This window comes from Kitasatospora sp. NPDC094019 (assembly GCF_044764505.1).
In the GTDB taxonomy this organism is placed as follows: Bacteria; Actinomycetota; Actinomycetes; order Streptomycetales; family Streptomycetaceae; genus Kitasatospora.
The window spans coordinates 65,432-91,315 of record NZ_JBIWIF010000023.1; the positions used below are offsets into that span (position 1 = coordinate 65,432).

The following is a 25,884-nucleotide window of genomic DNA, read 5'->3' on the forward strand; positions in this document are numbered from 1 at the left end:
GCCTTGGCCCGTCGGCTCGCGGAGTGCAAATATGACGTATGGCCCGTTTTTCGGGCCGATCCTGGGCTCCTTCGGACCCTGGTGCGACCGGTTCCGGCTCCACCTCCCGATCCACCGGTACCGCCGCCGGCTCCCCCGGTGGGCGCCCACACGGTCGGCACCAGCACGCCCGCGCGGCCCGGCCCAAGCCGGTCCGGGGGCGGTCGGTGGCCGGACAGGTCTTCGCGTTGCAGGTCGTGGTGGTGCTGTTGCTGGTGGTGGCCGCCGTGGTCGCCCTGGTGGTGCAGTCCCGCAACGACGCCCGGCAGGAGGCGACCACCCGGTCGGTCGCGGTCGCCCAGACCTACGCCAACTCGCCCGGCATCGTCGAGGCCCTGCGCTCCCCCGACCCGAGCGCGGTCCTCCAGCCCTCGGCCCAGGCGGCACGGATCAACGCGGGCGTGGACTTCATCGTCGTCCTCAACGACGACGGCATCCGCTACACCCACCCGAACCCGGACCGGATCGGCCAGAAGTTCGTCGGCGACTACACGCCCGCACTCGCCGGACAGGTGGTGACCGAGGAGGTCACCGGCACCATCGGACCGCTGGTGCAGGCGATCGTGCCGGTGCGGGCGCCGGACGGGCAGATCGTCGGGATGGTGTCGGCGGGCATCACCATCGCCAATGTGAGCAGTGCCAGCGAGCGGCAGCTGCCGGTGGTGCTCGGGGCCGCCGCGTTCGGGCTCGGGCTGGCGACCGGCGGGACGGCGCTGATCAGCCGTCGGCTGAAGCGCCAGACCCACGGGCTGGGGCCGACCGAGATGACCCGCATGTACGAGCACCACGCGGCGGTGCTGCACGCGGTGCGCGAGGGCGTGCTGATCCTCGGCGGTGACGGACGGCTGCTGCTCTGCAACGACGAGGCGCGGCGACTGCTCGACCTGCCGCCCGACGCCGAGGGTCGTCCGCTCACCGAGCTGGGCCTGGAGCCGGCTCCGCTGGAGCTGCTGGCGGCCGGACGGGCGGTCACCGACGAGGTGGTGATGGCCGGGGAACGGCTGCTGGCGGTGAACGTGCGGCCGACGGACCGGGACGGCGGGCCGCCCGGTTCGGTGGCGACGCTGCGGGACTCAACCGAGCTGCTGGCGCTGACCGGGCGGGCCGAGGTGGCGCAGCGGCGGCTGCGGCTGCTCTACGACGCCGGGGTCACGGTGGGCAGCACCCTCGACGTGACCCGGACGGCGGAGGAGTTGGCCCAGGTGACGGTGGGCCGGTTCGCCGACGTCGTCACCGTCGACCTCGCCGAGCAGGTGCTGGAGGGCGACGAGCCGCCGACCGGCGCGGCGCCGCTGCGGATGCGACGGGCCGCGCTGTCGGCCGCGCGCGGCGAGCCGCCGTTCCACCCGGTGGGCACGGTGGTCGAGGTCGTACCGTCGACACCGCTCGCGGGCACGCTGAGCAGCGGGCTGCCCGGGATCGAGCCGCGGCTGGCGGAGGCGCGGGCGTGGCGGGAGCAGGATCCCGAGGGCGCGGCGCGGGTGCTCGACCACGGGGTGCACTCGCTGGTGCGGGTGCCGTTGAAGGCGCGCGGTGTGCTGCTCGGGGTGGTGCGGTTCTGGCGCTCGGAGCGGGAGGAGCCGTTCGAGGAGGAGGACCTCGCGCTGGCGGAGGAGCTGGTCTCGCACGCCGCCGTCTGCATCGACAACGCGCGCCGGTACACCCGGGAGCACGCGATGGCGGTGACCCTGCAGCACAGTCTGCTGCCGCGCACCCTGCCGGCGCAGAACGCGCTGGAGGTGGCGCACCGGTACCTGCCGGCGCAGGCGGGGGTCGGCGGCGACTGGTTCGACGTGATCCCGCTGCCGGGCGCGCGGGTGGCGATGGTGGTCGGGGACGTGGTGGGGCACGGGCTGCACGCGGCGGCGACGATGGGACGGCTGCGGACGGCGATCCACAACTTCTCGACCCTGGACCTGCCGCCGGACGAGCTGCTGGGACACCTGGACGAGCTGGTGAACCGGATCGACCAGGAGGAGTCGGCGACCGGCGGGGCGGCGGCCGTGACGGGTGCGACCTGTCTGTATCTGATCTACGACCCGGTGTCGCGGCGGTGCACGCTGGCCAGTGCCGGGCATCCGCCGCCGGCGCTGGTGCGGCCGGACGGGACGGTCGTGTTCCCGGAGCTGCCGACCGGGCCGCCGCTGGGGCTCGCGGTGCTGCCGTTCGAGACGGTGGAGCTGGAGGTCGAGGAGGGCAGTCGGCTGGTGCTGTACACGGACGGGCTGGTCGAGGACCGGCAGCGGGACATCGACGAGGGGCTCGAACTGCTGCGGGCGGCGCTGAGCGGGCCGCCGCGCAGTCCGGAGCAGACCTGTGCGGACGTGCTGGGCGCGCTGCTGCCGACGCGGCCGCAGGACGACATCGCGCTGCTGGTGGCGCGGACCAGGGTGCTGCCGGCGGACCGGGTGGCGCAGTGGGAGGTGCCGGCGGACCCGGCGGCGGTGTCCGGGGTGCGGGCGGCCGTGGCGGAGCGGCTGGAGCGGTGGGGGCTGGACGAGGCGGCGTTCGTCACCGAGCTGATCCTGAGCGAGCTGGTGACCAATGCGATCCGGTACGGCACCGGGCCGATCCGGGTGCGGTTGCTCCTCGACCGGTCGCTGATCTGCGAGGTGTCGGACGGGAGCAGTACGTCGCCGCACCTGCGGTACGCGGCCACCACCGACGAGGGCGGGCGCGGGCTCTTCCTGGTCGCACAGTTCGCCGACCGGTGGGGGACGCGGTACACCGCCACCGGGAAGGTGATCTGGACGGAGCAGCCGTTGGAGTGAGTGGGGGGTGGGTTCGGCGGCTCGGGGTGCGGGGGTTCAGTGTTCTTCGGAGCATTTTGCAAAGTCACACTTTGCAAAATGCCGGAAAAGGTGGCTCCTACGGTGCCGAGCGAGTGACAGGCCATCGTTGTTTTGCAAACACCACTTTGCAAACAGCTTCTGTTTGCAAAGTGGTGTTTGCAAAATGCTGGCTGGTGGCGGCCTGTCGCCCTGGCCAGGTCAGGTCGGGTCCGGCCCAGCCTCGGGCTGGGCCGGACCGGGGGCTCGACCGGACCAGGGCTGGGCCGGTGCCTGCGCCAGGGTCCGGGCCTGCGCGCGGGCACCTGGCGCAGGCACCTGGCGTACGCCCGGGCCCCCTCCGCCTCCGCCTACGCCTGCGTCGGGGTGGCGAGGACGTTGACGACGTCGCCGATGACGATGACGGCCGGGGGCTTGATCTGCTCGGCCTCGACGGTGGCGGCGACGGTCGCCAGGGTGGCGTCGACCCGGCGCTGGGCGGCGGTGGTGCCCTCCTGGACGACGGCGACCGGAGTGTCGGCGGCCCGCCCGTCCCGGATCAGCCGGGCCGCGATGGCGCCGATCTTGTCGACCGCCATCAGCAGCACCAGGGTGCCGGTCATCCCGGCGAGCGCCTCCCAGTTGGTCAGCGATCGCTCGTCGTCCGGCCCCACGTGGCCCGAGACCACGGTGAACTCGTGGGTCATCCCCCGATGGGTGACCGGCACCCCGACCGCCGCCGGCACGCTGATCGAGCTGGAGATGCCCGGCACCACCGTGACCGGCAGCCCGGCCTCCACGCACGCCAGCAGTTCCTCACCACCGCGCCCGAACACGTACGGGTCGCCGCCCTTGAGCCGCACCACGAACTTGCCGGCCCTGGCGTGCTCGACCAGCGTCCGGTTGATCGCCTCCTGCGCCATGAAGCGCCCGTACGGGATCTTCGACGCGTCGATGACCTCGACGTGCTCCGGCAGCTCGGCGAGCAGCTCGCGCGGTGCCAGCCGGTCGGCCACCACCACGTCCGCGTCGGCGAGCAGCCGACGGCCGCGCACCGTGATGAGGTCCGGGTCGCCCGGGCCGCCGCCGACCAGCGCCACTCCCGCTCCCCGGGCCCGGTACTGGCGGGCGGCGAGCGAACCGTCCCGCAGCCCCTCCACGATCGAGTCGCGCAGCGCGGCCGAGTGGCGCGGGTCCCCGGTGAGGACGGCGACGGTCGCCCCGGCGTCACGCCCGCTGGCCGGCGTCCACGCGGTGGCGGCGGAGGCGTCGTCGCTGCGGGCGCAGAACACCCGCTCGCGCTCCGCCTCGGCGCTGACGGCGGAGTTCACCGCCGGGTCGTCGGTGGCGACCAGCGCGTACCAGGTGTCGGCGAGGTCGCCCTCCCGGTAGCGGCGCTCGTGCCAGGTCAGCTCACCGGCGTCGGCCATGGCCTGCACGGCCGGGGTCGTGACCGGCGATATCAGATGGACCTCGGCGCCGGTGGCCAGCAGCGCGGGCAGCCGCCGCTGGGCGACGTGTCCGCCGCCGACCACCACGACGCGGCGGCCGGCCAGCAGCAGGCCGACCGGGTACGGGGTGCGAGCACGGCCCTCGGTGCTGGGGTCGGGCCCCTCCTGCCCGTCGGCGGGCGAGGAGGGCGGGGTGGGCGCGGTCATCGGCGGTGCTCCTGGATCGGGTGAGGGTGCTGGGGTACGGCGCCGCTCCGCACACCGGCGCGCCCTCGGGCCGGTGTGCGGAGCGGTTCGGAGGGGCGTCAGCCCTTCTCGGTGACCCCGGCGGAGTCGAAGGTGGCTACATCGTGCATCGCGCGGGCCGCACTCTGCACCAGCGGCAGGGCCAGCAGGGCGCCGGTGCCCTCGCCGAGCCGCAGGTCGAGGTCGATCAGCGGACGCAGCCCCAGCTTGGCCAGGGCGGCCTGGTGGCCTGGCTCGGCCGAGCGGTGGCCGGCGATGCAGGCGGCCAGCACCTCGGGCGCGATGGCCTTGGCGGCGAGCGCGGCCGAACCCGCGATCACGCCGTCCAGGATCACCGGGGTGCGCAGGCTGGCCGCGCCGAGCAGGAAGCCGGCGAGGGCGGCGTGCTCCAGACCGCCGACCGCGGCCAGGACGCCGATCGGGTCGGCCGGGTCGGGCTGGTGCAGGGCCAGCGCGGCGCGGACGACCTCGATCTTGCGGGCGTGGGTGGCGTCGTCGATGCCGGTGCCGCGACCGGTGACCTCGGCCGGGTCCAGCCCGGTGAAGACCGAGATCAGGGCGGCGGAGGCGGTGGTGTTGGCGATGCCCATGTCGCCGGTGATCAGAGCCTTGTTCCCGGCCGCGACGAGGTCGCGGGCGGTCTCGATGCCGACCTCGATGGCCTTGAGGGCCTCCTCGCGGGTCATCGCGGGGCCCTGGGTCATGTCGTCGGTGCCGGGCTTGACCTTGCGCGGCAGCAGGCCGGTGGTGCGGCCCTGCTGGATCGCTTCCGGCAGTTCGGTGGCCACGCCGACGTCGACGACGCAGACCTCGGTGCCGATCTGCTTGGCGAAGGCGTTGACCACCGCTCCCCCCGCCAGGAAGTTGCCCACCATCTGGGCGGTGACCTCCTGCGGCCAGGGGGTGACGCCCTGGGCGTGCACGCCGTGGTCGGCGGCGAAGACCGCGACGCAGGCGGGCTCCGGGATCGGCGGCGGGCACTTGCGGGACAGGCCGGAGAGCTGCGCGGAGATGATCTCCAGCATGCCGAGCGAGCCGGCCGGCTTGGTCATCCGCTTCTGCCGGTCCCACGCCTCGCCGAGCGCCTTGGCGTCCAGCGGGCGGATGCCGCGCAGGGTCTCGGAGAGCACGCTGCGCGGCTCCTCGCCGGGCAGGGCGCGGTTGCCGTACTGCTCCTCGTGGACCACCCAGGACAGCGGGCGCTTCTTGGCCCAGCCCTGCTGCTGGAGCTCGGGCTCGTCCGGGAAGGCGTCGACGAAGCCGACGCACAGGTAGGCGACGACCTCCAGGTGCTCGGGCAGTCCGAGCTCGCGGACCAGCTCCTCCTCGTCGAAGAAGCTCACCCAGCCGACGCCGAGGCCCTCGGCGCGGGCGGCCAGCCAGAGGTTCTCGACCGCGAGGGCCGCCGAGTACGGGGCCATCTGCGGCTGGGTGTGACGGCCCAGGGTGTGCCGGCCGCCGCGGGTGCGGTCGGCGGTGACGACGATGTTGACCGGCGTTTCGAGGATCGCCTCGATCTTGATTTCCTTGAACTGCTTCGCGCGGCCCTTGGGGAGCGAGTCGGCGTACGCCTCGCGCTGGCGCTCGGCCAGTTCGTGCATCTTGCGGCGGGTCTTGGCGGAGCGGATGACCACGAAGTCCCAGGGCTGCGAGTAGCCGACGCTGGGGGCGGTGTGGGCGGCCTCCAGGACGCGGATCAGCACCTCGTGCGGGATCGCGTCGGGGCGGAAGCCGTTGCGGATGTCGCGGCGCTCACGGATGACCTGGTGGACGGCCTCGCGGCCGACCTCGTCGTAGCCGGGAGCGGCGGGGCCGCGCGGCTCGGCGGGCTCCTCGGGCTCGGCGGCCTCCTCGGCGTCGACGGACTGCTCCGCGTCGAGGGGGAGCTCGGCGGGGGCCTCGGCGGCGGGCTCGACCCCTTCGGCGGGTCCGGCCGGGGCCTCGGGGGTCGCGGCCGCCTCGGCGGGCACGCCGGCCGCGACCGGCTCGACGGTCTCCGGGGAGTCGGCGACGGCGGCCGGCTCGGCCGGGGTGCCGTCCTCGGCCTGCGGGGCCGGGGCGGCCTCGGCGGCCTCGGTCACGGGCGGTTCGGCGGTGGCCTCGGCCTGCGGCGCGTCGACGGGCACGGCGTCCGTCGGCACGGCGGGCCGCTCGTCGGCGGGGGCGTCGGCCGACTCGGCGGGAGCAGACTCGGCCGGGACGTCCGTCGGGACGGCGACGGGCTGGCCGGAGGGCATCTCGCCGGTGCCCGCGGCGGTCTCGGCGGCGGCCTCCGGGGCCCGGGTCTCCGCCGGGACCTCGGCGGGGGCGTCGGCGGCGGGCTGCTCACCGGTCGGGGCGGTCCCGGCGGTGGCCGGGGCGTCGCCGGGCTCGACGCTGACCGGCTCGACCGGCGTCCCGCCCTCGGTCGGGGCGGCCTCCACCGACTGCTCGGGCTGCTCGGCCGGAACCGGCTCGGCGGCGAGGTGCTCGGCGGCGACGGACTCAGCGACGATCGGCTGGGCGGCGATCGGCTCGACGGCCACGGGCTCGGCGACAACGGACTCGGCGACGACCGCCTCGCCGGCGCCCGGCTCGACGGGAACCGTGGCTGCGGCCGCGTCGGCGACGGGCGCTATGGGGGCGGACTGCTCCGCCTCCGTCCCGACGGCCGGGACGGGCTGCTCGACCAGCGGCGCGGCCACGGACCCGGCGACCGGCTCGACCGGGAGGCCGTGCGGCGGAAGGCCCTGCGGCGGCGGCGCGGCCAGGAAGGCGGAGATCCGGCGCGGCTGACCGCCCCCGGTCTGCGCCTCGGCGGCGACCCCGGCGGCAACCCCGAACTGGGCGGCGGCGGGACCCTCGGCCGGGGCCTGGACGGCAACCGGCTCGGTGACCGGATCGACGACCGGCACAACGGTGGCCGGATCGGTGCTCCCGGGCGCCTCGACGGCCTCGGCCACGACCTCGGCGGCGGCCTCGACCGACGCCTCGGCGACAGCCTCGGCCACGACCGGCGCCTCGACGGGAACGACCACGGGCAGCACCGCGGCAGGCTGCTGGACGGCGGCCTCCACCGGCTGCTGCGGCACCGGCGCGGACTGGACGGCGACGGACGCGGGCACGACCGACGGCTCGGGCTGGACGGCCGCCGGCATCACCGGGATGCCGTGCGCGGGCGTGGCGCCGGTCGAGGGACCGCGGTCGGCCAACGAGCGGACCGGAACCTGGCCGGTCATCAGGGACGGGTCCGGGATCGGCGGCCCCGCGTGCAGCGGCCGGCGCGGCGACTGAACGGCCGTCACCGGCTCGGGGCCCTGCTGCTGGGCCGGCACGGTCTGGATGCCGGGGGCGGCCTGGACGGCCTGCGGCGCGAAGCCGTGCGGGGCGTCGGCCGTGTCGGCGGCACCGAGCGCGGGCGGCTCCAGCGGCGGCCAGGACGGCTCGACGGGGGTGCCGGGCGGGGTCTGCGGGTCGGCGGGGTCGACGGCGGACGCCGTCGGCTCGCCCCAGGAGCCCTGCGGACCGGGCATCAGCAGGACGTCGTCCTCGTCGTCGAGGCCGTCCGGCTGGTCGACGAAGTGGAAGGTCGGGCGCGGACCGGCGGCCCAGGCGTCACCGGGAACACCGGGTGTCCCGGGGGCGGCGAATCCGGGCGCCGCGAATCCCGGCGCGCCGAGCGGGGCGCCCGGCGCGGGCGCACCGTGGACAGGCGCACCGTGGGCGGGCACGCCCTGCGGCGGGAGGACGGCGGCGCCGGGCGGGACCGCGCCGGGAACACCGGTCCCGGGCACGCCGGGGAGAGTGCCGTCCGGCGCGACGCCCTGCACGGGTGCGACAGCCGCGACGCCCTCCGGGCCGCCGAGCGCGTCGGGCCCGGCGAGCAGGTGCTCCGGCAGTCCCTCATTCGGGACGTGGCCGCCATCGGTCATGTCAAAGCTCCTTCCAGGCCGCTGCCGCGCCCTCGGCGACACGATCACCGACCGCAGCGCCCATCCGCACGGGTCGGGCCTGCACCGGCCCGCCCCTCAATCACACACGGCCGCCGCGCCGAGGCGCTGCGGCCGACATCCTTCCGGCGCGCTGCGGCACCCCGGCCCGCGCGCCACCCGGGTGGGGCGGCGCGTCATCTGAGACAACGACAAGCCGGGGCAACCGGCACGACCGCACCGGACCCTACGGCATTCTCCAGGTCCGGCGGGCGGCCCGTCGAATTGCCCACACTCCGAGCCTCGTCGGTCTGCGCCATGTCAGAAAGGCACCGGACCCGACCGGATCGGGCAGGCTGTCGGACACCGCAGGCGTCCCGGACGCCACACTACCGGCCCGGCAGCGCCGCCTCCCGAATAGGTGTCCGGATGCGACCTGGATCACCGTCCGGCCGGGCCGGGCGCCGGTTCCGGGTCCTGATTCCGAACCGATCGGTCAGGAGTCAACAAAGGGGACGGAAGGGGACGGACCGGACGCGGGGCGGACCGCGGGACGCGGAGGGCGACGCGGGGAGCGGGTCCGGTGCCGGACGGATCGGCACCGGCTCCCACCGGGACCACCACCCGGCACCACCGGGGCCTTCACGGTTTCTGCGCACCCCAGAGCAGGAAGGTGCCCGGGTCGCCCATGCCGAGACGCAGGCCGGGTCCGTCGGCGGCGGCCCCGGTCGGCGGGAGCAGCGGCGCGGACTGGAGCAGGGCGCCGTCGGCGCGGTAGCCGGCGGTGGCGATGGCGCGGCGGACCTCCTCGGCCTCGGCGAGGGTGCGGGCGACGGCGACGATCCGTTCGGGGCGGCGGGAGAGCACGGCGCGCACGGCTTCCGGGCCGCCGGTCTCGACGACCGCCGCGTCGGGTTCGGGGAGTTCGCCGAGGACGTCGGGGCCCCGGCCGTGGACGATCTCGACCTCGACGCCGTAGCGGCGGGCGTTGACGGCGAGCCGGGCGCAGGCGGAGCGGTCGGCCTCGACGGCGACGACGGCGGCGCCGAAGCGGGCGGCGTCGACGGCGAGTGCGCCGCTGCCGGCGCCGACGGTCCAGACGAGGTCACCGGGGCGGGCACCCAAGCGGGCGAGCACGAGCGCGCGGACGTGCGCCGGGAGCGTGTCGGTCGCGCCGGGTGCGCCGGGGTCCGCGGGGGCGCCCGGCGGGGCGGGTGTGCGGCCGGTGCCGGTGTAGGTGTCGGTGGGCAGGGCCCAGCCCCGGTCCGGTCCGGGGTAGCCGACGGGGCGTCCGGCGAGCCAGCCGGCGGCCTCGGCGGCGGCGCCGTTCGCGGGTCCGCCGCCGGGGCCGCCGGCGCTGCTGCCACCGATGACGAGGACGACGTTGGGGTCGCGCCAGATGTGGTCGGCGACCCGGTCGGAGGTGAGGACGGTGACGTCCTCGTCGGGGGTGCCTAGGGCCTCGCAGACGACGAAGGTGCGATGGACGCCGCGGAGCATGAGGGCGAGTTCGGCGGGGCCGGCGCCGGGTGCGGTGAGGACGGCGACCTTGGGGTGGGCGCGGCAGAGGTTGGCGGCGCGGCGCAGGCGGCCGCCGTGGGCGCTGGCGACCTGGGCGTCCTCCCAGGGCATGCCGGCGCGGGCGAAGGCGGCGGCCACGGAGGAGACGGCGGGGAGGACTTCGAGTTCGAGGCCGTACTCGGGGCGGCGCAGGGTGCGGACGACGCCGAAGAAGCCGGGGTCGCCCTCGGCGATGACGACGGCGGCGCCGCGGTGTTCGGCGATCCGGCGGGCGGCGAGCTGGATGCTGCCGAGGGCGATGCGTTCGGCGGCGGGCGGCACCGGGAGGGCCTTGAGCTGGTACGGGGCGCCGGCCACCAGGGTGGCTGCGGCGAGGGCCGCGGCGGCGGCCTCGGTGAGCGGTGTGCCGTCCCACCCGATGACCGTGATCCGGTCAGCCATCTGTGGCTGTTCTCCCTCGCCATCCGTGCACCGACAGGCGGCGCCGGTGTGCGGCGCCGGTGGAGAGGCTACCGGGTGTGATCCCCTCGGCGCGGACATCTCGCACACCCGTCCGCGCCGGTCGGTCCGAAGGGCGGTCCGGCGAACGGTTCGGCGAACGGCGGACCGTTCGCGCGGGCCGGCCGTACGGGCCGACAGCACGGGCCGACCGGCGCGGACCTGACCGGCCGGTGGTACGGGCCGCCCGGCTCAGTCGCGCAGGACGTAGCGGTGGCCGCCGGCCCAGGCGGGGGCGGCGGCCTCGGGGGTCTCCAGGTCCTCGGGGAGCAGGCTCCACAGGATGAGGTCGCTGCGGCTCTCGCCGACGGCCGGACGGTCGTGGCCCGGGCGGTAGTAACCCGAGGGGTCGTATCCCGAGGGGTCGTGGCCGGAGAAGCCGTGGCCCCGGCGGTCGTGGCCCGAGGGCTCGTGGTCCGGGCGTTCCCCCGCCGCACCGGGAACCGAATCACCGGACTCACCGGACTCACCGCGCACTATCCAGGCACTGCGCAGGACACCCTCGCTGATGCCGCCGATCTTCTGGGCGACCTGCTGGGCGGCGGTGTTGCCGGCGGCGGTGCGCAGTTCGAGGCGCAGGAAGCCGCGGTCCTCGAAGAGCCACTGGGCGACGCCGAGGACCGCCTCGGGCGCGTAGCCCTCGCCCCGGGCCCAGGCGGCGGTGACGAAGGAGATCTCGGTGGAGCGCAGCCGCCAGTCGGTGTGGCGGAGTTCGACCAGGCCGACCAGGCGCTGGGTGAGGTGTTCGGTGACGGCGAGGACGATGCCCCGGCCGGTGGCGCGGTGGGCGGGCGCGAGGGTGCGGGCCAGGTCGAGGGCGTGGGCCTCGGTGAAGGGGTGCGGCTGGTCGGTCCAGGCCAGGACGAGTTCGTCGGCCATCATGGCGGCCAGGCCGGGGGCGTCGTCCTCCGCAAGCGGGCGCAGCAGCAGCCGTTCGGTGCTGATGGCGGTCTCGGGGAAGCTCGCTGCCATGCCGTCTCTCCTCGCCGGGTCGTGGACACACCGTACGCCTCGCCGGTGCCGGGTGGTCACGCGGTGCTCGGACCGGACGACGGTACGTCAGAAGTGCGTCTGTCGGACCGTCACTGGTGCATACTGCCCGACCGGGCCCCCACCTGGTTGCGGCGGGGGCCCGGTCGGTGGTCCGGCGGGACGGGTCGGGAGCGGTCGGCCCCGGGGATCAGAACGCCGGGATGACGGAGCCCTGGAAGGTGTCGTCGATGAACTTCTTGACCTCGGCGGAGTGCAGCAGCTCGGCGAGCTTCTTGACCCGCGGGTCGTTCTCCTTGCCCTTCTTGACGGCGAGGATGTTGGCGTAGGGGTTGCCCTCGGCCTTCTCCAGCACCAGGGCGTCGGTGGCGGGCTTGAGGCCGGAGTCGAGGGCGTAGTTGCCGTTGATGACGGCGGCGTCGACGTCGGCGATGGAGCGGGGCAGCTGGGCGGCCTCCAGCTCCTTCCACTTGAAGTTCTTCGGGTTGCCGGTGACGTCGGCGGGGGTGGCGGCGGTGCCGGCGCCGTCCTTGAGGGTGATGAGCTTGTTGTCGGCGAGCAGCTTGAGCGCGCGGCCCTCGTTGGTGGCGTCGTTGGGCAGGCCGATGGTGGCACCGTCCGGCAGTTCGGCGATCGCCTTGACCTTCTTGGAGTAGACGCCCAGCGGCTCCAGGTGCACGGCCTCGACGGAGACGATGTCGGTGCCGCGCTTCTTGTTGAAGTCCTCCAGGTACGGCACGTGCTGGAAGTAGTTGGCGTCGGCCGAGCCGTCCTGCACCGCCGTGTTGGGGGTCACGTAGTCGGTGACCTCCTTGACGTTGAGCTTGAGGCCGGCCTTGTCCGCGAGGTTGTCCTTGATGTACTTGAGGATCTGGCCGTGCGGGGTGGGGCTGGCGACGACGGTGAGCGGCGCGTTCGGGTCCGAGGACGCCGAGTCGCCGTTGCTGCCGCAGGCGGCGAGGGAGAGGGCGATGCCGGCGGTGGCGAGGACGCTGGTGAACTTCAGGGCGTTGCGCACGAAAAGTGCCTTTCTGCGTATTGCGGGAGCCGCGTCCGAGGATCGGACGGGGAGGTCTAGGAGGCGACGAGGTCGGTGTCGGCGCGGGGGCGCAGCAGCCGGGTGCGGCCGCCGCCGCGGCCGCGGTTGGCGAGTCGTCGCACGGCGTAGTCGCCGGCCAGCTGGATCACGGTGACGATGATCGCGATCTCGGCGACGATGACCCACATGAAGGCGGTCTCGAAGCGGAGGTAGCCGTAGCGGTAGGCGAGGTCGCCGAGGCCGCCGCCGCCGACGGTGCCGGCCATCGCGGAGTAGCCGATGAGCGCGATGACGGTGGTGGTGACGGAGGCGACGATGCCGGGGAGGGCTTCGGGCACGAGCGTCTTGCGGACCAGGGTCCAGGTGCTGCCGCCCATGGCCTGGACGGCTTCGACGAGGCCGCGGTCGACCTCGCGGACGTTGGTCTCCACCAGGCGCGCGAAGAAGGGGATGGCGCCGACGGTGAGCGGCACGGTGGCGGCCTGCCAGCCGAGGGAGTTGCCGACGAGCCAGCGGGTGAAGGAGAACAGGGCGATCATCAGGATGATGAACGGCAGCGAGCGGGCGAGGTTCACGACCGCGCCGAGCACCTTGTTCACGGGCTGGTTCTGGAGGGCGCCGCCCTTGGCGGTGAGGACGAGCAGCACGCCGAGCGGGAGTCCGAGGACGACGGTGCAGACGGTCGACACTCCGACCATCTGGAGGGTCTCCCAGGTGGCGGGCCACATCAGTTCCTGCATCTGGTCCCAGGTCATGCCACCGCTCCGTTCGCCGTTTCGATCACGTCCACCTGGAGGCCCTGTTCGCGCAGGAAGCCGATGGGCACGACGTTGTCGTGCCGGGTTCCGGGCAGTTCGACGCGCATCCGGCCGACCATGCGGCCGGCGATGGTCTCGACGGCGGCGCCGAGGATGTTGATGTCGATCTGGTAGGTGCGGGCGAGCTGGGAGACGAAGGGCTGGGCGGGGGCGTCGCCCTGGAAGGTGATCTCCAGCACGGTGGCGCCGGGGTGGCCGGTGCCGAATTCGCTGAGCGGGAAGAGTTCTCGGGCGAGTTCGGACCCGGGCCGGGCGAGCAGGTCGGTGAGCGCGCCGGACTCGACCACCCGGCCGCCGCGCATCAGGGCGGCGGAGTCGCAGACGGACTTGATGACGTCCATCTCGTGGGTGATGAGCAGGACGGTGAGGCCGAGCTGCTCGTTGAGGTCGCGCAGCAGCTTGAGGATGGAGCGCGTGGTCTCGGGGTCGAGCGCGGAGGTGGCTTCGTCGGAGAGCAGCACCTTGGGGTCGCCGGCGAGGGCGCGGGCGATGCCGACGCGCTGCTTCTGGCCGCCGGAGAGCTGGCCGGGGTAGCTGCGGGCCTTGTCGGTGAGGCCGACGAGGTCGAGCAGTTCGGCGGCCTTGCGGCGGCGCTGGGCGCGGTCCAGTCCGATGATCTCCAGCGGGAGTTCGACGTTCTGCTGGACGGTGCGGGAGGACAGCAGGTTGAAGTGCTGGAAGACCATGCCGATGCGGCGGCGGGCTTCGCGGAGGTCCTTGCCGGCGCGGTTCTCGCCGCCGGTGAGGGCGGTGAGTTCGACGCCGTCCACGGTGACGGTGCCGGAGCTGGGGCGCTCCAGCATGTTGACGCAGCGGATGAGGGTGGACTTGCCGGCGCCGCTGGTGCCGACGACTCCGTAGACCTCGCCGGGGCGGACGTGGAGGTCGACGCCGGCGAGGGCGGTCACCTCGCGGCCGCGGGATCGGTAGACCTTGGTGAGGTCCGTGGTGGTGATCACAGCTGCTTCCGTGGGTCGGGGGCGGGCGGCGTGCGGAGGCCGCACCGCCGTGCGGTCGGCGACGGGAACGGCGTCGCGCCGGGGGGATCCGGACCTGCCACCTCTTGATCGTCGCCGCTGGGCGGCCGGGCCGCGCGACGGCGTGGCCCTTACGAGTCAGCGGACCGTCCGCGGGTGTGCGGGCAGGCCGGAGGAGGGGGTGCGGCAGGGTGGGCGCGTCCGCACGGACGGGAACGACGCCGGGGTTCTCGCTTCGGGGCGCGAGGAGGAGGCACTCTCAGCGGGTGCCGGGGGCGGTGGCCCTCAGCGGTGACACATTCGACGGCACATGGCGCTCTCACCTGCCGGCAGGGTGCCGGTGGGGGTCCATTTCGTCGTCGCAGTCATGTGAGCCAGTAAATCAGATGGTTCGAGGAGGTCCCAATTATTTCGCACCCGCGTCCGCAATGCGGACACCGGTGGCGGTGAGCTGCGCGAACGGCGACCGGCGCCGCCTTCGGGAGTCCGAATGATGGCGGCGCCGGTTCGGCGGGGCCCGCACGGGGCGGGCCGGGGCTCAGGCGGTGGCGGCGAGCGGGGCGGCGGCGGACTTCTCCAGGTGCACCAGGGTGATCCGGCCGCTGATCTGTTCGACGGTGGTCTGGCGGTAGCCCTGGCGGGCGTAGAGGCGCAGGTTGCCGAGGCTGCGGTGGCCGGTGAAGAGGCGGTAGGAGCTGACCGCGCCGTCCGCGGCGAGGCGGAGCTCCAGCGCCTCCAGCAGTCGGCCGCCCAGGCCGTGGCGCTGCATCCGGGGGTGGACGACCAGACGCCCTATCCGGCCGACGCCGTCGGGGCCGAGGTGGCCGCGGACGGTGCCGACGATCTCGTCGCCGAGGCGGGCGACGAGCACGTGCCGCTCGGTCAGCTCGGCGCGCAGGCTCTCCAGGGACTGGGTCAGCGGCTCGATCGCCCAGTCCCCGTAGAGCTCGGCCTCGCTCTGGTAGCCGAGGTACTGGAGCTTGAGGATCTGCTCCGCGTCGTCCGTCCCGGCGGTCGAAATGATCACGCTCATGCCCATGTGCGGGGGCCTCCCCATCGTTGTGCCCGGCGCGCGAGAGGTGAGGGTGTCGCACCGGTTGGCTGCCGGAGGTGTCCCGGCCGGGGATCCGCCCAGACCGGGGGTGGCGCACGAACGTACCAGCCCGCACGGCCCTGGTGGGGCCGTGTCGGCGACGGCGCGCTCACGGTCAGTATCCGAGCCGGCGCGCCACCGTCAAGAGCCGCGTTCGCCAGCGCCTTACCCGGGTGTCAGCTGGTCTCAACCTCGCGGCCGCCGGACGTGGCGAGGGTCACGCCCGGGCGGGACGGGACGGGGCGCGGCGGGGACGGGACACGGCGGGGCGCGGGCCGGGTGGCGCACGGCCGCGGCTCAGGCGTAGCGCTCGGCGTGCAGCAGCACGCGCAAACAGGCCAGGCAGCGGGCGCGGGTGGGGCCGATGGAGCCGCGCGGCATGTCCAGGCGGTGGGAGAGCTCGCGGTACGTCGGCGGCGGGTCCTCGGCGAGGGCGGCGACCAGTTGCGGGCAGCGTCCGGGCAGGGCCGCGACGGCCTCGCGGACGCGGCGGCGGCGCAGCTCGGCGAGGACCTCGTCCTCGGCGGAGGGGACGGAGGGAAGGGCGGTGCACATACCGTGCTTGACCGGATGGGGGCCGTCGCGGTTACGGGCGGCCGGTCGCATACGGAGGGGAGGGGCGCGACGGAGGACCCGCCGCGCCCCTCCCCCGTGGTGGGCGATGGGGGCCGGTCAGCCCGTCACCCACTCCTGCTGGGCGGCGAGATCGGCCTTGACCTCGCCGAGCTGGACGGCGACGGCCTCGGGCGCGGTGCCGCCGCGGCCGTTGCGGGAGGCGATCGCCCCGTGGACGTCGAGGACCGACCGGACCTCGGGGGCGAGGTGCTCGGAGATGGCGGCGAACTGCTCGTCCGTCAGGTCGGCGAGTTCGATGCCGTGGACCTCGCACTCCTTGACGCAGGCGCCGGCGACCTCGTGCGCGACCCGGAACGGCACGCCCTGCTTGACGAGCCATTCGGCGATGTCGGTGGCGAGGGAGAAGCCGGCCGGGGCGAGCTCCTCCAGCCGCTCGCGGTGGACCGTGAGGGTGGCCATCATGCCGGTGAAGGCGGGGAGCAGGACTTCGAGGGTGTCGCAGGAGTCGAAGACCGGCTCCTTGTCCTCCTGGAGGTCCCGGTTGTAGGCGAGCGGGAGGGCCTTGAGGGTGGCGAGCAGGCCGGTGAGGTTGCCGATGAGCCGGCCCGACTTGCCGCGGGCGAGTTCGGCGATGTCGGGGTTCTTCTTCTGCGGCATGATCGACGAGCCGGTGGAGAAGGCGTCGTGCAGCGTGATGAAGCCGAACTCCTTGGTGTTCCAGATGATCACCTCCTCCGCGATCCGGGACAGGTTGATCCCGATCATCGCGGTGACGAAGGCGAATTCGGCGACGAAGTCGCGCGAGGCGGTGCCGTCGACGGAGTTGCCGACCGAGCCGCCCTCGAAGCCGAGCTCGGCGGCGACGGCCTCCGGGTCGAGGCCGAGGGAGGAGCCGGCCAGGGCCCCGGAGCCGTAGGGGGAGACGGCGGTGCGGGCGTCCCACTGGCGCAGCCGTTCGGCGTCCCGGCCGAGGGCCTGCACGTGCGCGAGGACGTGGTGGGCGAAGAGCACGGGCTGGGCGTGCTGGAGGTGGGTGCGGCCCGGCATCGCGGTGTCCGGGTGGGCCTCGGCGAGGCCGACCAGGGCGTGCTGGAGGTCGAGCAGCAGGCCGCCGATGGTCTTCGCGTGGTCCCGCAGGTACATCCGGAAGAGGGTGGCGATCTGGTCGTTGCGGGAGCGTCCGGCCCGCAGCTTGCCGCCGAGGTCGGGGCCGAGGCGCTCCAGCAGGCCGCGTTCCAGGGCGGTGTGGACGTCCTCGTCGGCGACGGTGCCGGTGAAGGTGCCGGCCTCGACGTCGGCGAGCAGCCGGTCGAGCCCGTCGTGCATGGCGGCGAGTTCGTCGGCGGTGAGCAGGCCGGCCTTGTGCAGGGCGCGGGCGTGGGCCTTGGAGCCGGCGATGTCGTAGGGGGCGAGGCGCCAGTCGAAGTGCACCGAGGCGGAGAGCCGGGCCAGGGCCTCGGAGGGGCCGTCGGCGAAGCGGGCGCCCCAGAGGCGGACGTCGCCACCGGTGGCGGTCTGGTCGGCGGACATCGCTGGCTCCTTACGGACGTGCGGGAAAGGGGGGTTGGGGGGGGTGGACCCCGGCCGGCCCGCGGGAACGGGGCGCGGCCGGGAACCGGGGGTGGCTCAGCCCACGTCGCGGCGGGCGGCGATCTTCGAGGAGAGACCGAAGATCTCGATGAAGCCCTTGGACATCGACTGGTCGAAGGTGTCGCCGGTGTCGTAGGTGGCGAGGTTGAAGTCGTACAGCGACTGGTCGGACTTGCGGCCGTTGACGACGGCCCGGCCGCCGTGCAGGACGATCCGGATGTCGCCGGAGACGTGCTGGTTGGCCTCGTTCACGAAGCCGTCGAGGGCGCGCTTGAGCGGGGAGAACCACAGGCCGTCGTAGACGAGCTCGGCCCAGCGCTGCTCGACCTGCCGCTTGTAGCGGGCGAGTTCGCGCTCGACGGTGACGTTCTCCAGCGCCTGGTGGGCGGTGATCAGGGCGATCGCGCCGGGGGCCTCGTAGATCTCCCGGGACTTGATGCCGACGAGGCGGTCCTCGACCATGTCGAGCCGGCCGACGCCCTGGGCGCCGGCGCGCTTGTTGAGCTCCTCGATCGCCTGCAGCACGGTGACCTTGCGGCCGTCGATCGCGACCGGGACGCCGGCGTCGAAGGTGATGACCACCTCGTCGGCCTCGCGCGGGGTGGCGGGGTTCTGGGTGTACTCGTAGACGTCCTCGATCGGGGCGTTCCAGATGTCTTCGAGGAAACCGGTCTCGACGGCCCGGCCGAAGACGTTCTGGTCGATCGAGTACGGGGACTTCTTGGTGGTGGCGATCGGCAGGCCCTTGGCCTCGGCGAAGGCGATGGCCTTGTCCCGGGTCATCGCGTAGTCGCGGACCGGGGCGATGCACTTGAGGCCCGGGGCCAGCGAGTTGATGCCGACCTCGAAGCGGACCTGGTCGTTGCCCTTGCCGGTGCAGCCGTGGGCGACGGTGGTGGCGCCGTGCTTCTGGGCGGCGGCCACCAGGTGCTTGACGATGACCGGCCGGGAGAGGGCGGACACCAGCGGGTACTGGCCCTGGTAGAGGGCGTTGGCCTTGACGGCCGGGAGGCAGTACTCGTCGGCGAACTCGTCGCGGGCGTCGGCGACCTCGGCCTCGACGGCACCGCAGTCCAGCGCCCGCTGGCGGATGACGTCCAGGTCCTCGCCGCCCTGGCCGACGTCGACGGCGACGGCGATGACCTCGGCGCCCGTCTCCTCGGCGATCCAGCCGATGCAGACGGACGTGTCCAGACCGCCCGAGTAGGCGAGTACGACGCGCTCGGTCACGGCTTTCTCCTTCACAACTGTGCGAACAGGCTTACGGCGATAGGCATAAGTATGCACTACTCCGTATGAAATTCAAAACCCGTGGCCGGGCCGGTCCCGGACACGCCCGTGGGCCCGGCCGGAACCGGGCCCACGGGGCGGTGCGGGTCGTGCGGGGCGGCGCGCGGGAGCCGCCGCGCGGAGGCTACTGCGCCTTCGCCTGGGCGAGCTGCATCAGGTGGTCGGCCAGGGCCTGGCCACCGGCCGGGTCGCGGCTGATCAGCAGCACGGTGTCGTCCCCGGCGATGGTGCCGATGATCTCGAACACCTCGGCCTGGTCGATCGCCGAGGCCAGGAACTGCGCCGCGCCGGGCGGGGTGCGCAGCACCACCAGGTTGCCGGAGGCGGTCGCGGAGACCATGAGCTCGCCGGCCAGCCGGGCCATCCGGCCCTCGGTGGCGGACTCCCCCATCGGCGCCCGCGGGGTGCGGTCGCCGCCCTCGGCCGGGACGGCGTAGATGAGCGCGCCGTCCCGGTTGCGGATCTTCACCGCGCCCAGCTCATCCAGGTCCCGGGAGAGGGTGGCCTGGGTGACCACGAGTCCGTCGTCGGCGAGCAGCTTGGCGAGCTGGCTCTGCGAGCGCACGGGCTGGCGGGTGAGCAGGTCCACGATCCGCCGGTGGCGCGCGGTGCGGGTCTGCGGGACCTGCGGCGACGGGCCGGCGGCGGGCTGGCCGGAGTGGGGAACGGTCATGTGATGATTCTCCCGGACTACGCTCGGTCCGCATCGCCCGGGGCGTCCGCGCGGGCCGACCGCAGGACGGCCGGCAGCGCGGCGAGGAAGGCGTCCGCCTCCTGCTCGGTGAGCACCAGCGGGGGCGCCAGTCGGACCGCCTCCGGCACCGCGGCGTTCACCAGGAAGCCCGCCTCCTGGAGACCCGCCTGCACCTTCGCGGACACCGGGGCGGTGAGCACGATGCCGAGCAGCAGCCCGGCCCCGCGCACGTGCGAGACCAGCGGGTCGCCGATCGCCTCGACTCCGTGCCGCAGCCGCTCCCCGATCTTGCGGGCGTGGTCCAGCAGGCCGTCGGCGGCGATGGTGTCCAGCACCGCGAGCGCGGCCGCCGCGACCACCGGGTTGCCCCCGAAGGTGGTGCCGTGCTGGCCCGGGGTGAGCAGGTCGGCGGCCTCGCCGAAGGCGAGCACGGCCCCGATCGGCAGTCCGCCGCCGAGTGCCTTGGCGAGCGTGACGACGTCCGGCTCGACCCCCTCGAACGCCTGGTGGGCGAACCAGTGGCCGGTACGGCCGACGCCGGTCTGGATCTCGTCGAGGACGAGCAGGGTGCCGGTGGCGCGGGTGATCTCGCGGGCGGCCCGCAGATAGCCGTCGGGCAGCGGGACGGCGCCGTTCTCGCCCTGGACCGGCTCCAGGAAGACGGCGGCCGTGTCGGTGGTGACGGCCGCGCGCAGCGCCTCCACGTCGCCGAACGGGACGTGGGTGACATCGCCGGGCAGCGGGCGGAACGGCTCCTGCTTGGCGGGCTGGCCGGTGAGCGCGAGGGCGCCCATGGTGCGGCCGTGGAAGGCGCCCTCCAGCGCGACCAGGTGGGTGCGCCCGGTCCGGCGGGAGATCTTGAAGGCAGCCTCGTTGGCCTCGGCGCCGGAGTTGCAGAAGAACACCCGTCCGGGGCGCCCGTCGAGCTCCAGCAGCCGCTCGGCGAGGGCCACGGTGGGCTCGGCCAGGAACAGGTTGGAGATGTGGCCGAGGGTGGCGATCTGCCGGCTCACGGCCTCGACCACGGCCGGGTGGGCGGTGCCGAGGGCATTGACCGCGATGCCGCCGAGCAGGTCCGTGTACGCCTTGCCGTCGGCGTCCCAGAGCGTGCTGCCCTCGCCGCGGACCAGCGGGATCCGCGGGGTGCCGTAGTTGTCGGTGAAGGCGTGCTGCCACCGCTCGGTCAGTCGGTCGTTGGAAGTCATGCGAGTCCCCCGGTCACAGTCGGTTCGTGGTCGGGCACGACCATGGTGCCGATGCCCTCGTCGGTGAAGATCTCCAGCAGCAGGCTGTGCGGCACCCGGCCGTCCAGCACCCGGGCGGTGCCGACGCCCGAGCGGACGGCGTTCAGACAGCCCTCCATCTTGGGCACCATGCCGGAGGCGAGGCCCGGCAGCAGTTCCTCCAGCTCGGTGGCGTCGAGCTGGCTGATCACGTCGTCCGACTCCGGCCAGTCCTTGTAGAGGCCCTCGACGTCGGTCAGCACGACGAGCATCTCGGCGCCGAGGGCGACCGCGAGCGCGGACGCGGCGGTGTCGGCGTTGATGTTGTAGACGTGGCCGTCGGTGCCGCGGGCGATGGAGGAGATCACCGGGATCCGGCCGTCCGCGATCAGCGCCTTCACCGCGCCGGACTCGATGTTGACGATGTCGCCGACCAGACCGATGTCGACCGACTCGCCGTCGACGACCGCGTACCGCTTGACCGCGGTCATGGTGTGGGCGTCCTCGCCGGTCATGCCGACCGCGAACGGGCCGTGCTCGTTGAGCAGGCCGACCAGTTCCCGCTGCACCTGGCCGGCGAGCACCATCCGGACCACGTCCATGGTCTCCGGGGTGGTGACCCGCAGGCCGTTGGTGAAGGAGGACTCCAGGCCGAGCCGGTCGAGCTGGGCGCTGATCTGCGGGCCGCCGCCGTGCACGACGACGGGGTGGAGGCCGGCGAAGCGCAGGAAGACGACGTCCGCGGCGAAGGCCGCCTTGAGCTCGTCGTCGACCATGGCGTTGCCGCCGAACTTGATCACGACGGTCTTGCCGTGGAAGCGCTCCAGCCACGGCAGGGCCTCGATCAGCGTCATCGCCTTGGGCAACGCGGTGTTGTTCCGGGCCTGTTCGCCCTTGGGTGCGATCTTCACGGTTCTGGTCCCCCGGCTCAGGTGACGACGGCCGGCGCCACCCGGCGGTCGGGGAGCGACGGTCCGGGTGGCGGCGGTTCGGGTGTCGACGGTCAGGTGGTGGTGGTACGGGTGTCGACGATCGGGTGGGCGACGGTCAGGTGGAATAGGCGCTGTTCTCGTGCACGTAGTCGGCGGTGAGGTCGTTGGTCCACAGGGTGGCGGCGGCCCCGCCGGCGTTGAGGTTCGCGGTGATCACGACCTCGCGCCCGGTCATGTCGACCAGGTCCCGGTCCTCCCCCACGCTGCCGTCGCGGCACACCCAGACGCCGTTGATCGCGACATCGAGCCGGTCCGGGTCGAACGCGGCGTCGGTGGTGCCGATGGCGGCCAGCACCCGGCCCCAGTTGGGGTCCTCGCCGTGGATGGCGCACTTGAGCAGGTTGTTGCGGCCGATCACCCGGGCGACGCCGACCGCCTCGTCCTCGGTGGCGGCTCCGGTGACGTCGATCCGGATGTCCTTGCTCGCGCCCTCGGCGTCGCCGATCAGCTGCCGGGCGAGATCGGCGCAGACCGCGCGCACCGCCTCGTCGAACTCGGCCGGCTCCGGGGCGGTGCCGCTGGCGCCGGAGGCGAGCAGCAGCACGGTGTCGTTGGTCGACATGCAGCCGTCGGAGTCGATCCGGTCGAAGGTGGTGCGGGTGGCGCCGCGCAGCGCGGTGTCCAGGGCGGCCGCGTCGGCGTCCGCGTCGGTGGTGAGCACGACCAGCATGGTGGCGAGGCCCGGGGCGAGCATGCCGGCGCCCTTGGCCATGCCGCCGACCGTCCAGCCGGCCGGGCTGGTGACCTGCGCGGTCTTGTGGACGGTGTCGGTGGTCTTGATGGCGATCGCGGCCGCCTCGCCGCCGGCGGCGTCGAGCGCGGCGGCGGCGGTGGCGACACCGGGCAGCAGGAGGTCCATCGGCAGCCGGACGCCGATCAGACCGGTGGAGGCGACGGCGACCTCGCCGGCGCTCAGCTCCAGCTCCTCGGCGACCTTCTCGGCGGTGGCGTGGGTGTCCTGGAAGCCCAGCGGGCCGGTGCAGGCGTTGGCGCCGCCGGAGTTGAGGACGACGGCGGAGACCGTGCCGCCCTTGAGGACCTGCTCGGACCAGAGCACGGGGGCGGCCTTGACCCGGTTGGAGGTGAAGACCCCGGCCGCGGCGAGCGAGGGGCCGTCGTTGACGACCAGGGCGAGGTCCGGGGTGCCGGACGCCTTGATCCCAGCGGTGACGCCCGCGGCCCGGAAGCCCCGGGCGGCGGTCACGCCCACGTTCTGGTGGTCGGTCACGGTGCGACTCCGTTCACGGGAAGGCCGAGCTCCTCGGGCAGGCCGAGAGCGATGTTCATGCTCTGCACCGCGCCACCGGCGGTGCCCTTGACCAGGTTGTCGATCGCGCTGATCGCCACGATCCGCCCGGCGGCCCCGTCCAGGGCGACCTGCACCAGCGCGGTGTTGGCGCCGTAGACGCTGCTGGTCTGCGGCCACTGCCCGGCGGGGAGCAGGTGGACGAACGGCTCGTCCGCGTACGCCGCGGCGTAGGCGGCGCGCAGTTCCTCGGCGCCCACGCCCGGCCGGGCCTTGGCGGAGCAGGTGGCGAGGATGCCGCGCGGCATCGGGACCAGGGTCGGGGTGAAGGAGACGCTGACCGGCTCGCCCGCGAGCGGGGTGAGGTTCTGGGCCATCTCCGGGGTGTGCCGGTGGACGCCGCCGACGCCGTAGGCGCTGACGCTGCCCATCACCTCGCTGCCGAGCAGGTGGGTCTTGGCGGCCTTGCCGGCGCCGGAGGTGCCGGAGGCGGCGACCACCACCGCCTCGGGCTCGGCCAGGCCGGCCGCGTAGGCGGGGAAGAGCGCGAGCGAGACGGCCGTCGGGTAGCAGCCGGGGACGGCGATCCGGTTGACGCCCTTGAGCGCGTCACGGTGGCCGGGCAGTTCGGGCAGACCGTAGGGCCAGGTGCCGGCGTGCGCCGAGCCGTAGAACTGCTCCCAGTCGGAGGCGGCCCGGAGCCGGAAGTCGGCGCCGCAGTCGACGACCAGGACGTTCTCGCCGAGCGCCTCGGCCACGGCGGCGGACTGCCCGTGCGGCAGCGCCAGGAAGACCACGTCGTGGTCGGCCAGCACCTCGGGGGTGGTGGGCTCCAGGATCCGGCCGGCCAGCGCCGGCAGGTGCGGCTGGAGCAGTCCCAGCGCGGTGCCCGCGTTGGAGCCGCCGGTCAGCGCCCCGATCTCGACCTCCGGGTGGCCGAGCAGCAGGCGCAGCACCTCGCCGCCCGCGTATCCGCTCGCGCCGGCGACGGCGACTCGCAATGCCATGGCGTTCCTCCTTTGTCGAGGCATGAATATACGCAGCACGGAACATTCATGCAAGGAGTTGCGGAAGACCGCCCCGGAGCGGCCCTCGGAGCCGCCCTCGGGGCCACCGGGCGGCCGACCGCCGACGGGCCCGACCCCCGGTGGCCCGGCGCCCGGCGGCACCGGGCGGCCGACCGCCGTCAGCGCTTGACGGCCTTCAGCACCACGAACTTCGGATTGCCCGCGACCGTCCGGCAGTTGCCGAACAGCCGGCGGAGCTTGACGTGGTAGTCGAGATTGCGGTTGCCGACCACCCAGAGCTCGCCGCCCTGGCGCAGGGCGCGGCGGGCGCCGGTGAACATCCGCCAGGCGGTGGCGTCGGTGGTGGCCTGGTGGGAGTGGAACGGCGGGTTGTTGAGGACGAGGTCCACCGAGCCGTCCGGCACGTCCGCGTCGGCGAGCGCGTCGGCGGTGCGGAACTCCGCCCGGGCATCCGGGCCGAGGTTGGCGCGGAAGGTCTCCTCGGCGGACGCCACCGCCTGGTGCGACTCGTCGACGAAGAGCAGCTCGGCCCCGGGGGCGGCCAGCGCGGCGGCGGTGCCCACCACGCCGTTGCCGCAGCCCAGGTCCACCACCCGGGCGCCCGGGGCGGGGGTCGGCAGGTGGGCGAGCAGGAAGCGGGTGCCGATGTCCAGACGGTCGGCGCAGAAGGTGCCGGCGTGGTTGACCACGGTGCGGCCCGAGACCTGGCCGATGTCGCCGGGCAGGTCGTAGCGGAGCGGCCACGGATTGGGGCCGGGGTCGAGCGCCCGGTCCGGCGTGCAGCGGATCAGCCGGGCCTTGCGGACCGCGAGCGAGGTGCGGGTCGGGCCGAGGATCCGCTCGAAGAGCCGCAGGGTGGAGGTGTGGATGTCGGTGACCATGCCGGTGCCGAGCACCACCGTGTCCGGGTGGAGGGCCGGGGCGAGCCGGTGCAGCTGGTCCTCCAGCAGGCCGAGACTCCTCGGCACCCGCACCAGCAGGACGTCGATCCGGTCGGGCGGGGTGTCGCGGGTGGTCAGCAGCCGGGCGGCGGCGGGGTCGGCACCGGCCCGGGCGAGGTTGGCCAGGGTGGCGCGCTGGGCCAGGTGCGAGTCGCTGATCTGGGTGACGGCGGGCGCCGTGCCGGATTCGGCGGCGGCCGCGGTCGTGAGCGCGGTGGTGAGCGCGCCCCAGCGGTCGCCGAGGACGGTCACGGCGCGGCCCGCCAGCGCGGTGGCCCGCCCCTCGGCGAAGTCGGCCTCCCCCGCCAGGTACCGCAGCAGGTAGTCGTCGGCGGCGTCCCAGGCGCGCAGCTGCTCGCGCGGATCCTCCGGGAAACGGGTGAGGACGAGGTCGCCCCAGGGAGTCGGGAAAGGGGTCTGGGAGGCCGGTTCGGCGAGGCGGTTCATCGTCGCCCAGGCTAGCCGACCGCCGGACCGCCCGTACCGGGCGTGGGCCCGGGCCCCGGCCGATACTGGAAGGACCCGGGAAGCCCGAGGGAAGGCACGAGGCCATGGACTGGAAGCTGGAAGTGGTGGTGGTCCCGGTGGCGGACGTCGACCGGGCCAAGCTCTTCTACGAGGAACAGGCCGGTTTCACCGTCGACCACGACACCCGGATCCGGGACGGCCTGCGGGTGGTGCAGCTGACACCACCGGGCTCCGCCTGCTCGATCGTGCTGGGAAGCGGCCTGACCGACGCCCCGGCCGGCTCGGTGAAGGGGCTCCAGCTCGTGGTGCCGGACATCGACCGCGCCCACCAGGAGTTGCTGGCCCGCGGCGTCGAGGTGAGCCCGGTGCAGCACTTCGAGGACGGGAGCCGGGTCGACGGCCGCGGCGAGGGCTGGAACTCCTTCGTCTTCTTCAACGACCCGGACGGCAACGGCTGGGCCGTCCAGGAGGCCCCCGGCCGCCGCTGA

19 protein-coding genes are annotated in these 25,884 nt (G+C 74.1%); 2 read left to right on the forward strand and 17 right to left on the reverse strand.

Annotated features, from left to right (window positions below; genetic code table 11):
• The first annotated feature begins 38 nt into the window (after nucleotides 1-38).
• Nucleotides 39-2,810, forward strand: a complete 2,772-nt coding sequence (locus tag ACIQ9P_RS34485) for a SpoIIE family protein phosphatase (protein WP_402365279.1) — start codon at nucleotides 39-41, stop codon at nucleotides 2,808-2,810.
• A gap of 368 nt (nucleotides 2,811-3,178) precedes the next feature.
• Here ACIQ9P_RS34485 and cobA read toward each other — a convergent pair whose 3' ends face one another.
• The 17 genes from cobA to ACIQ9P_RS34570 all read right to left on the reverse strand — a co-directional run bounded on the left by cobA (nucleotide 3,179) and on the right by ACIQ9P_RS34570 (nucleotide 25,375).
• Complete coding sequence (gene cobA, locus ACIQ9P_RS34490) at nucleotides 3,179-4,465, reverse strand: uroporphyrinogen-III C-methyltransferase (protein ID WP_402365281.1); 1,287 nt, start codon at nucleotides 4,463-4,465, stop codon at nucleotides 3,179-3,181.
• Nucleotides 4,466-4,563: 98 nt separating this feature from the next.
• Nucleotides 4,564-8,415, reverse strand: coding sequence for a nicotinate-nucleotide--dimethylbenzimidazole phosphoribosyltransferase (gene cobT / locus ACIQ9P_RS34495; protein ID WP_402365283.1), 3,852 nt, complete (start codon nucleotides 8,413-8,415; stop codon nucleotides 4,564-4,566).
• A gap of 639 nt (nucleotides 8,416-9,054) precedes the next feature.
• Nucleotides 9,055-10,374 (reverse strand): precorrin-6y C5,15-methyltransferase (decarboxylating) subunit CbiE, encoded by a 1,320-nt coding sequence (gene cbiE / locus ACIQ9P_RS34500; protein WP_402365285.1) that lies wholly within the window; start codon nucleotides 10,372-10,374, stop codon nucleotides 9,055-9,057.
• Between the two features lie 249 nt (nucleotides 10,375-10,623).
• On the reverse strand, nucleotides 10,624-11,403 hold the full coding sequence (locus ACIQ9P_RS34505) for a GNAT family N-acetyltransferase (RefSeq protein ID WP_402365287.1): 780 nt from the start codon (nucleotides 11,401-11,403) through the stop codon (nucleotides 10,624-10,626).
• Nucleotides 11,404-11,611: 208 nt separating this feature from the next.
• On the reverse strand, nucleotides 11,612-12,439 hold the full coding sequence (locus ACIQ9P_RS34510) for a MetQ/NlpA family ABC transporter substrate-binding protein (RefSeq protein WP_402365289.1): 828 nt from the start codon (nucleotides 12,437-12,439) through the stop codon (nucleotides 11,612-11,614).
• 56 nt (nucleotides 12,440-12,495) lie between these two features.
• Complete coding sequence (locus ACIQ9P_RS34515; RefSeq protein WP_402365291.1) at nucleotides 12,496-13,215, reverse strand: methionine ABC transporter permease; 720 nt, start codon at nucleotides 13,213-13,215, stop codon at nucleotides 12,496-12,498.
• Nucleotides 13,212-14,237, reverse strand: coding sequence for a methionine ABC transporter ATP-binding protein (locus tag ACIQ9P_RS34520; protein WP_402365293.1), 1,026 nt, complete (start codon nucleotides 14,235-14,237; stop codon nucleotides 13,212-13,214). The genes ACIQ9P_RS34515 and ACIQ9P_RS34520 overlap by 4 nt, the downstream gene beginning before the upstream one ends.
• Before the next feature lie 556 nt (nucleotides 14,238-14,793).
• Nucleotides 14,794-15,294, reverse strand: coding sequence for a GNAT family N-acetyltransferase (locus ACIQ9P_RS34525; RefSeq protein ID WP_402365295.1), 501 nt, complete (start codon nucleotides 15,292-15,294; stop codon nucleotides 14,794-14,796).
• A gap of 351 nt (nucleotides 15,295-15,645) precedes the next feature.
• Nucleotides 15,646-15,903 (reverse strand): hypothetical protein, encoded by a 258-nt coding sequence (locus ACIQ9P_RS34530; protein ID WP_402365297.1) that lies wholly within the window; start codon nucleotides 15,901-15,903, stop codon nucleotides 15,646-15,648.
• A 117-nt stretch (nucleotides 15,904-16,020) separates the two neighbouring features.
• Nucleotides 16,021-17,454, reverse strand: a complete 1,434-nt coding sequence (gene argH, locus ACIQ9P_RS34535; RefSeq protein WP_402365299.1) for an argininosuccinate lyase — start codon at nucleotides 17,452-17,454, stop codon at nucleotides 16,021-16,023.
• A gap of 96 nt (nucleotides 17,455-17,550) precedes the next feature.
• Nucleotides 17,551-18,744, reverse strand: coding sequence for an argininosuccinate synthase (locus tag ACIQ9P_RS34540; protein WP_402365301.1), 1,194 nt, complete (start codon nucleotides 18,742-18,744; stop codon nucleotides 17,551-17,553).
• A gap of 184 nt (nucleotides 18,745-18,928) precedes the next feature.
• Complete coding sequence (locus ACIQ9P_RS34545; RefSeq protein ID WP_402365303.1) at nucleotides 18,929-19,477, reverse strand: arginine repressor; 549 nt, start codon at nucleotides 19,475-19,477, stop codon at nucleotides 18,929-18,931.
• A gap of 17 nt (nucleotides 19,478-19,494) precedes the next feature.
• Nucleotides 19,495-20,703, reverse strand: coding sequence for an acetylornithine transaminase (locus ACIQ9P_RS34550; RefSeq protein ID WP_402365305.1), 1,209 nt, complete (start codon nucleotides 20,701-20,703; stop codon nucleotides 19,495-19,497).
• Nucleotides 20,700-21,575, reverse strand: coding sequence for an acetylglutamate kinase (argB, locus tag ACIQ9P_RS34555; RefSeq protein WP_402365367.1), 876 nt, complete (start codon nucleotides 21,573-21,575; stop codon nucleotides 20,700-20,702). Before argB ends, ACIQ9P_RS34550 begins: the two co-directional genes overlap by 4 nt.
• A gap of 193 nt (nucleotides 21,576-21,768) precedes the next feature.
• On the reverse strand, nucleotides 21,769-22,923 hold the full coding sequence (argJ, locus tag ACIQ9P_RS34560) for a bifunctional glutamate N-acetyltransferase/amino-acid acetyltransferase ArgJ (RefSeq protein WP_402365369.1): 1,155 nt from the start codon (nucleotides 22,921-22,923) through the stop codon (nucleotides 21,769-21,771).
• A gap of 14 nt (nucleotides 22,924-22,937) precedes the next feature.
• A complete protein-coding gene (argC, locus tag ACIQ9P_RS34565; RefSeq protein ID WP_402365307.1) occupies nucleotides 22,938-23,966 on the reverse strand; it encodes an N-acetyl-gamma-glutamyl-phosphate reductase in 1,029 nt (342 codons plus the stop codon).
• A 179-nt stretch (nucleotides 23,967-24,145) separates the two neighbouring features.
• Nucleotides 24,146-25,375 (reverse strand): methyltransferase, encoded by a 1,230-nt coding sequence (locus tag ACIQ9P_RS34570; RefSeq protein ID WP_402365309.1) that lies wholly within the window; start codon nucleotides 25,373-25,375, stop codon nucleotides 24,146-24,148.
• Nucleotides 25,376-25,479: 104 nt separating this feature from the next.
• Here ACIQ9P_RS34570 and ACIQ9P_RS34575 point away from each other — a divergent pair, with 104 nt between their 5' ends.
• The gene (locus tag ACIQ9P_RS34575; protein WP_402365311.1) at nucleotides 25,480-25,884 is read left to right on the forward strand and encodes a VOC family protein; all 405 of its coding nucleotides are present in this window, start codon (nucleotides 25,480-25,482) and stop codon (nucleotides 25,882-25,884) included.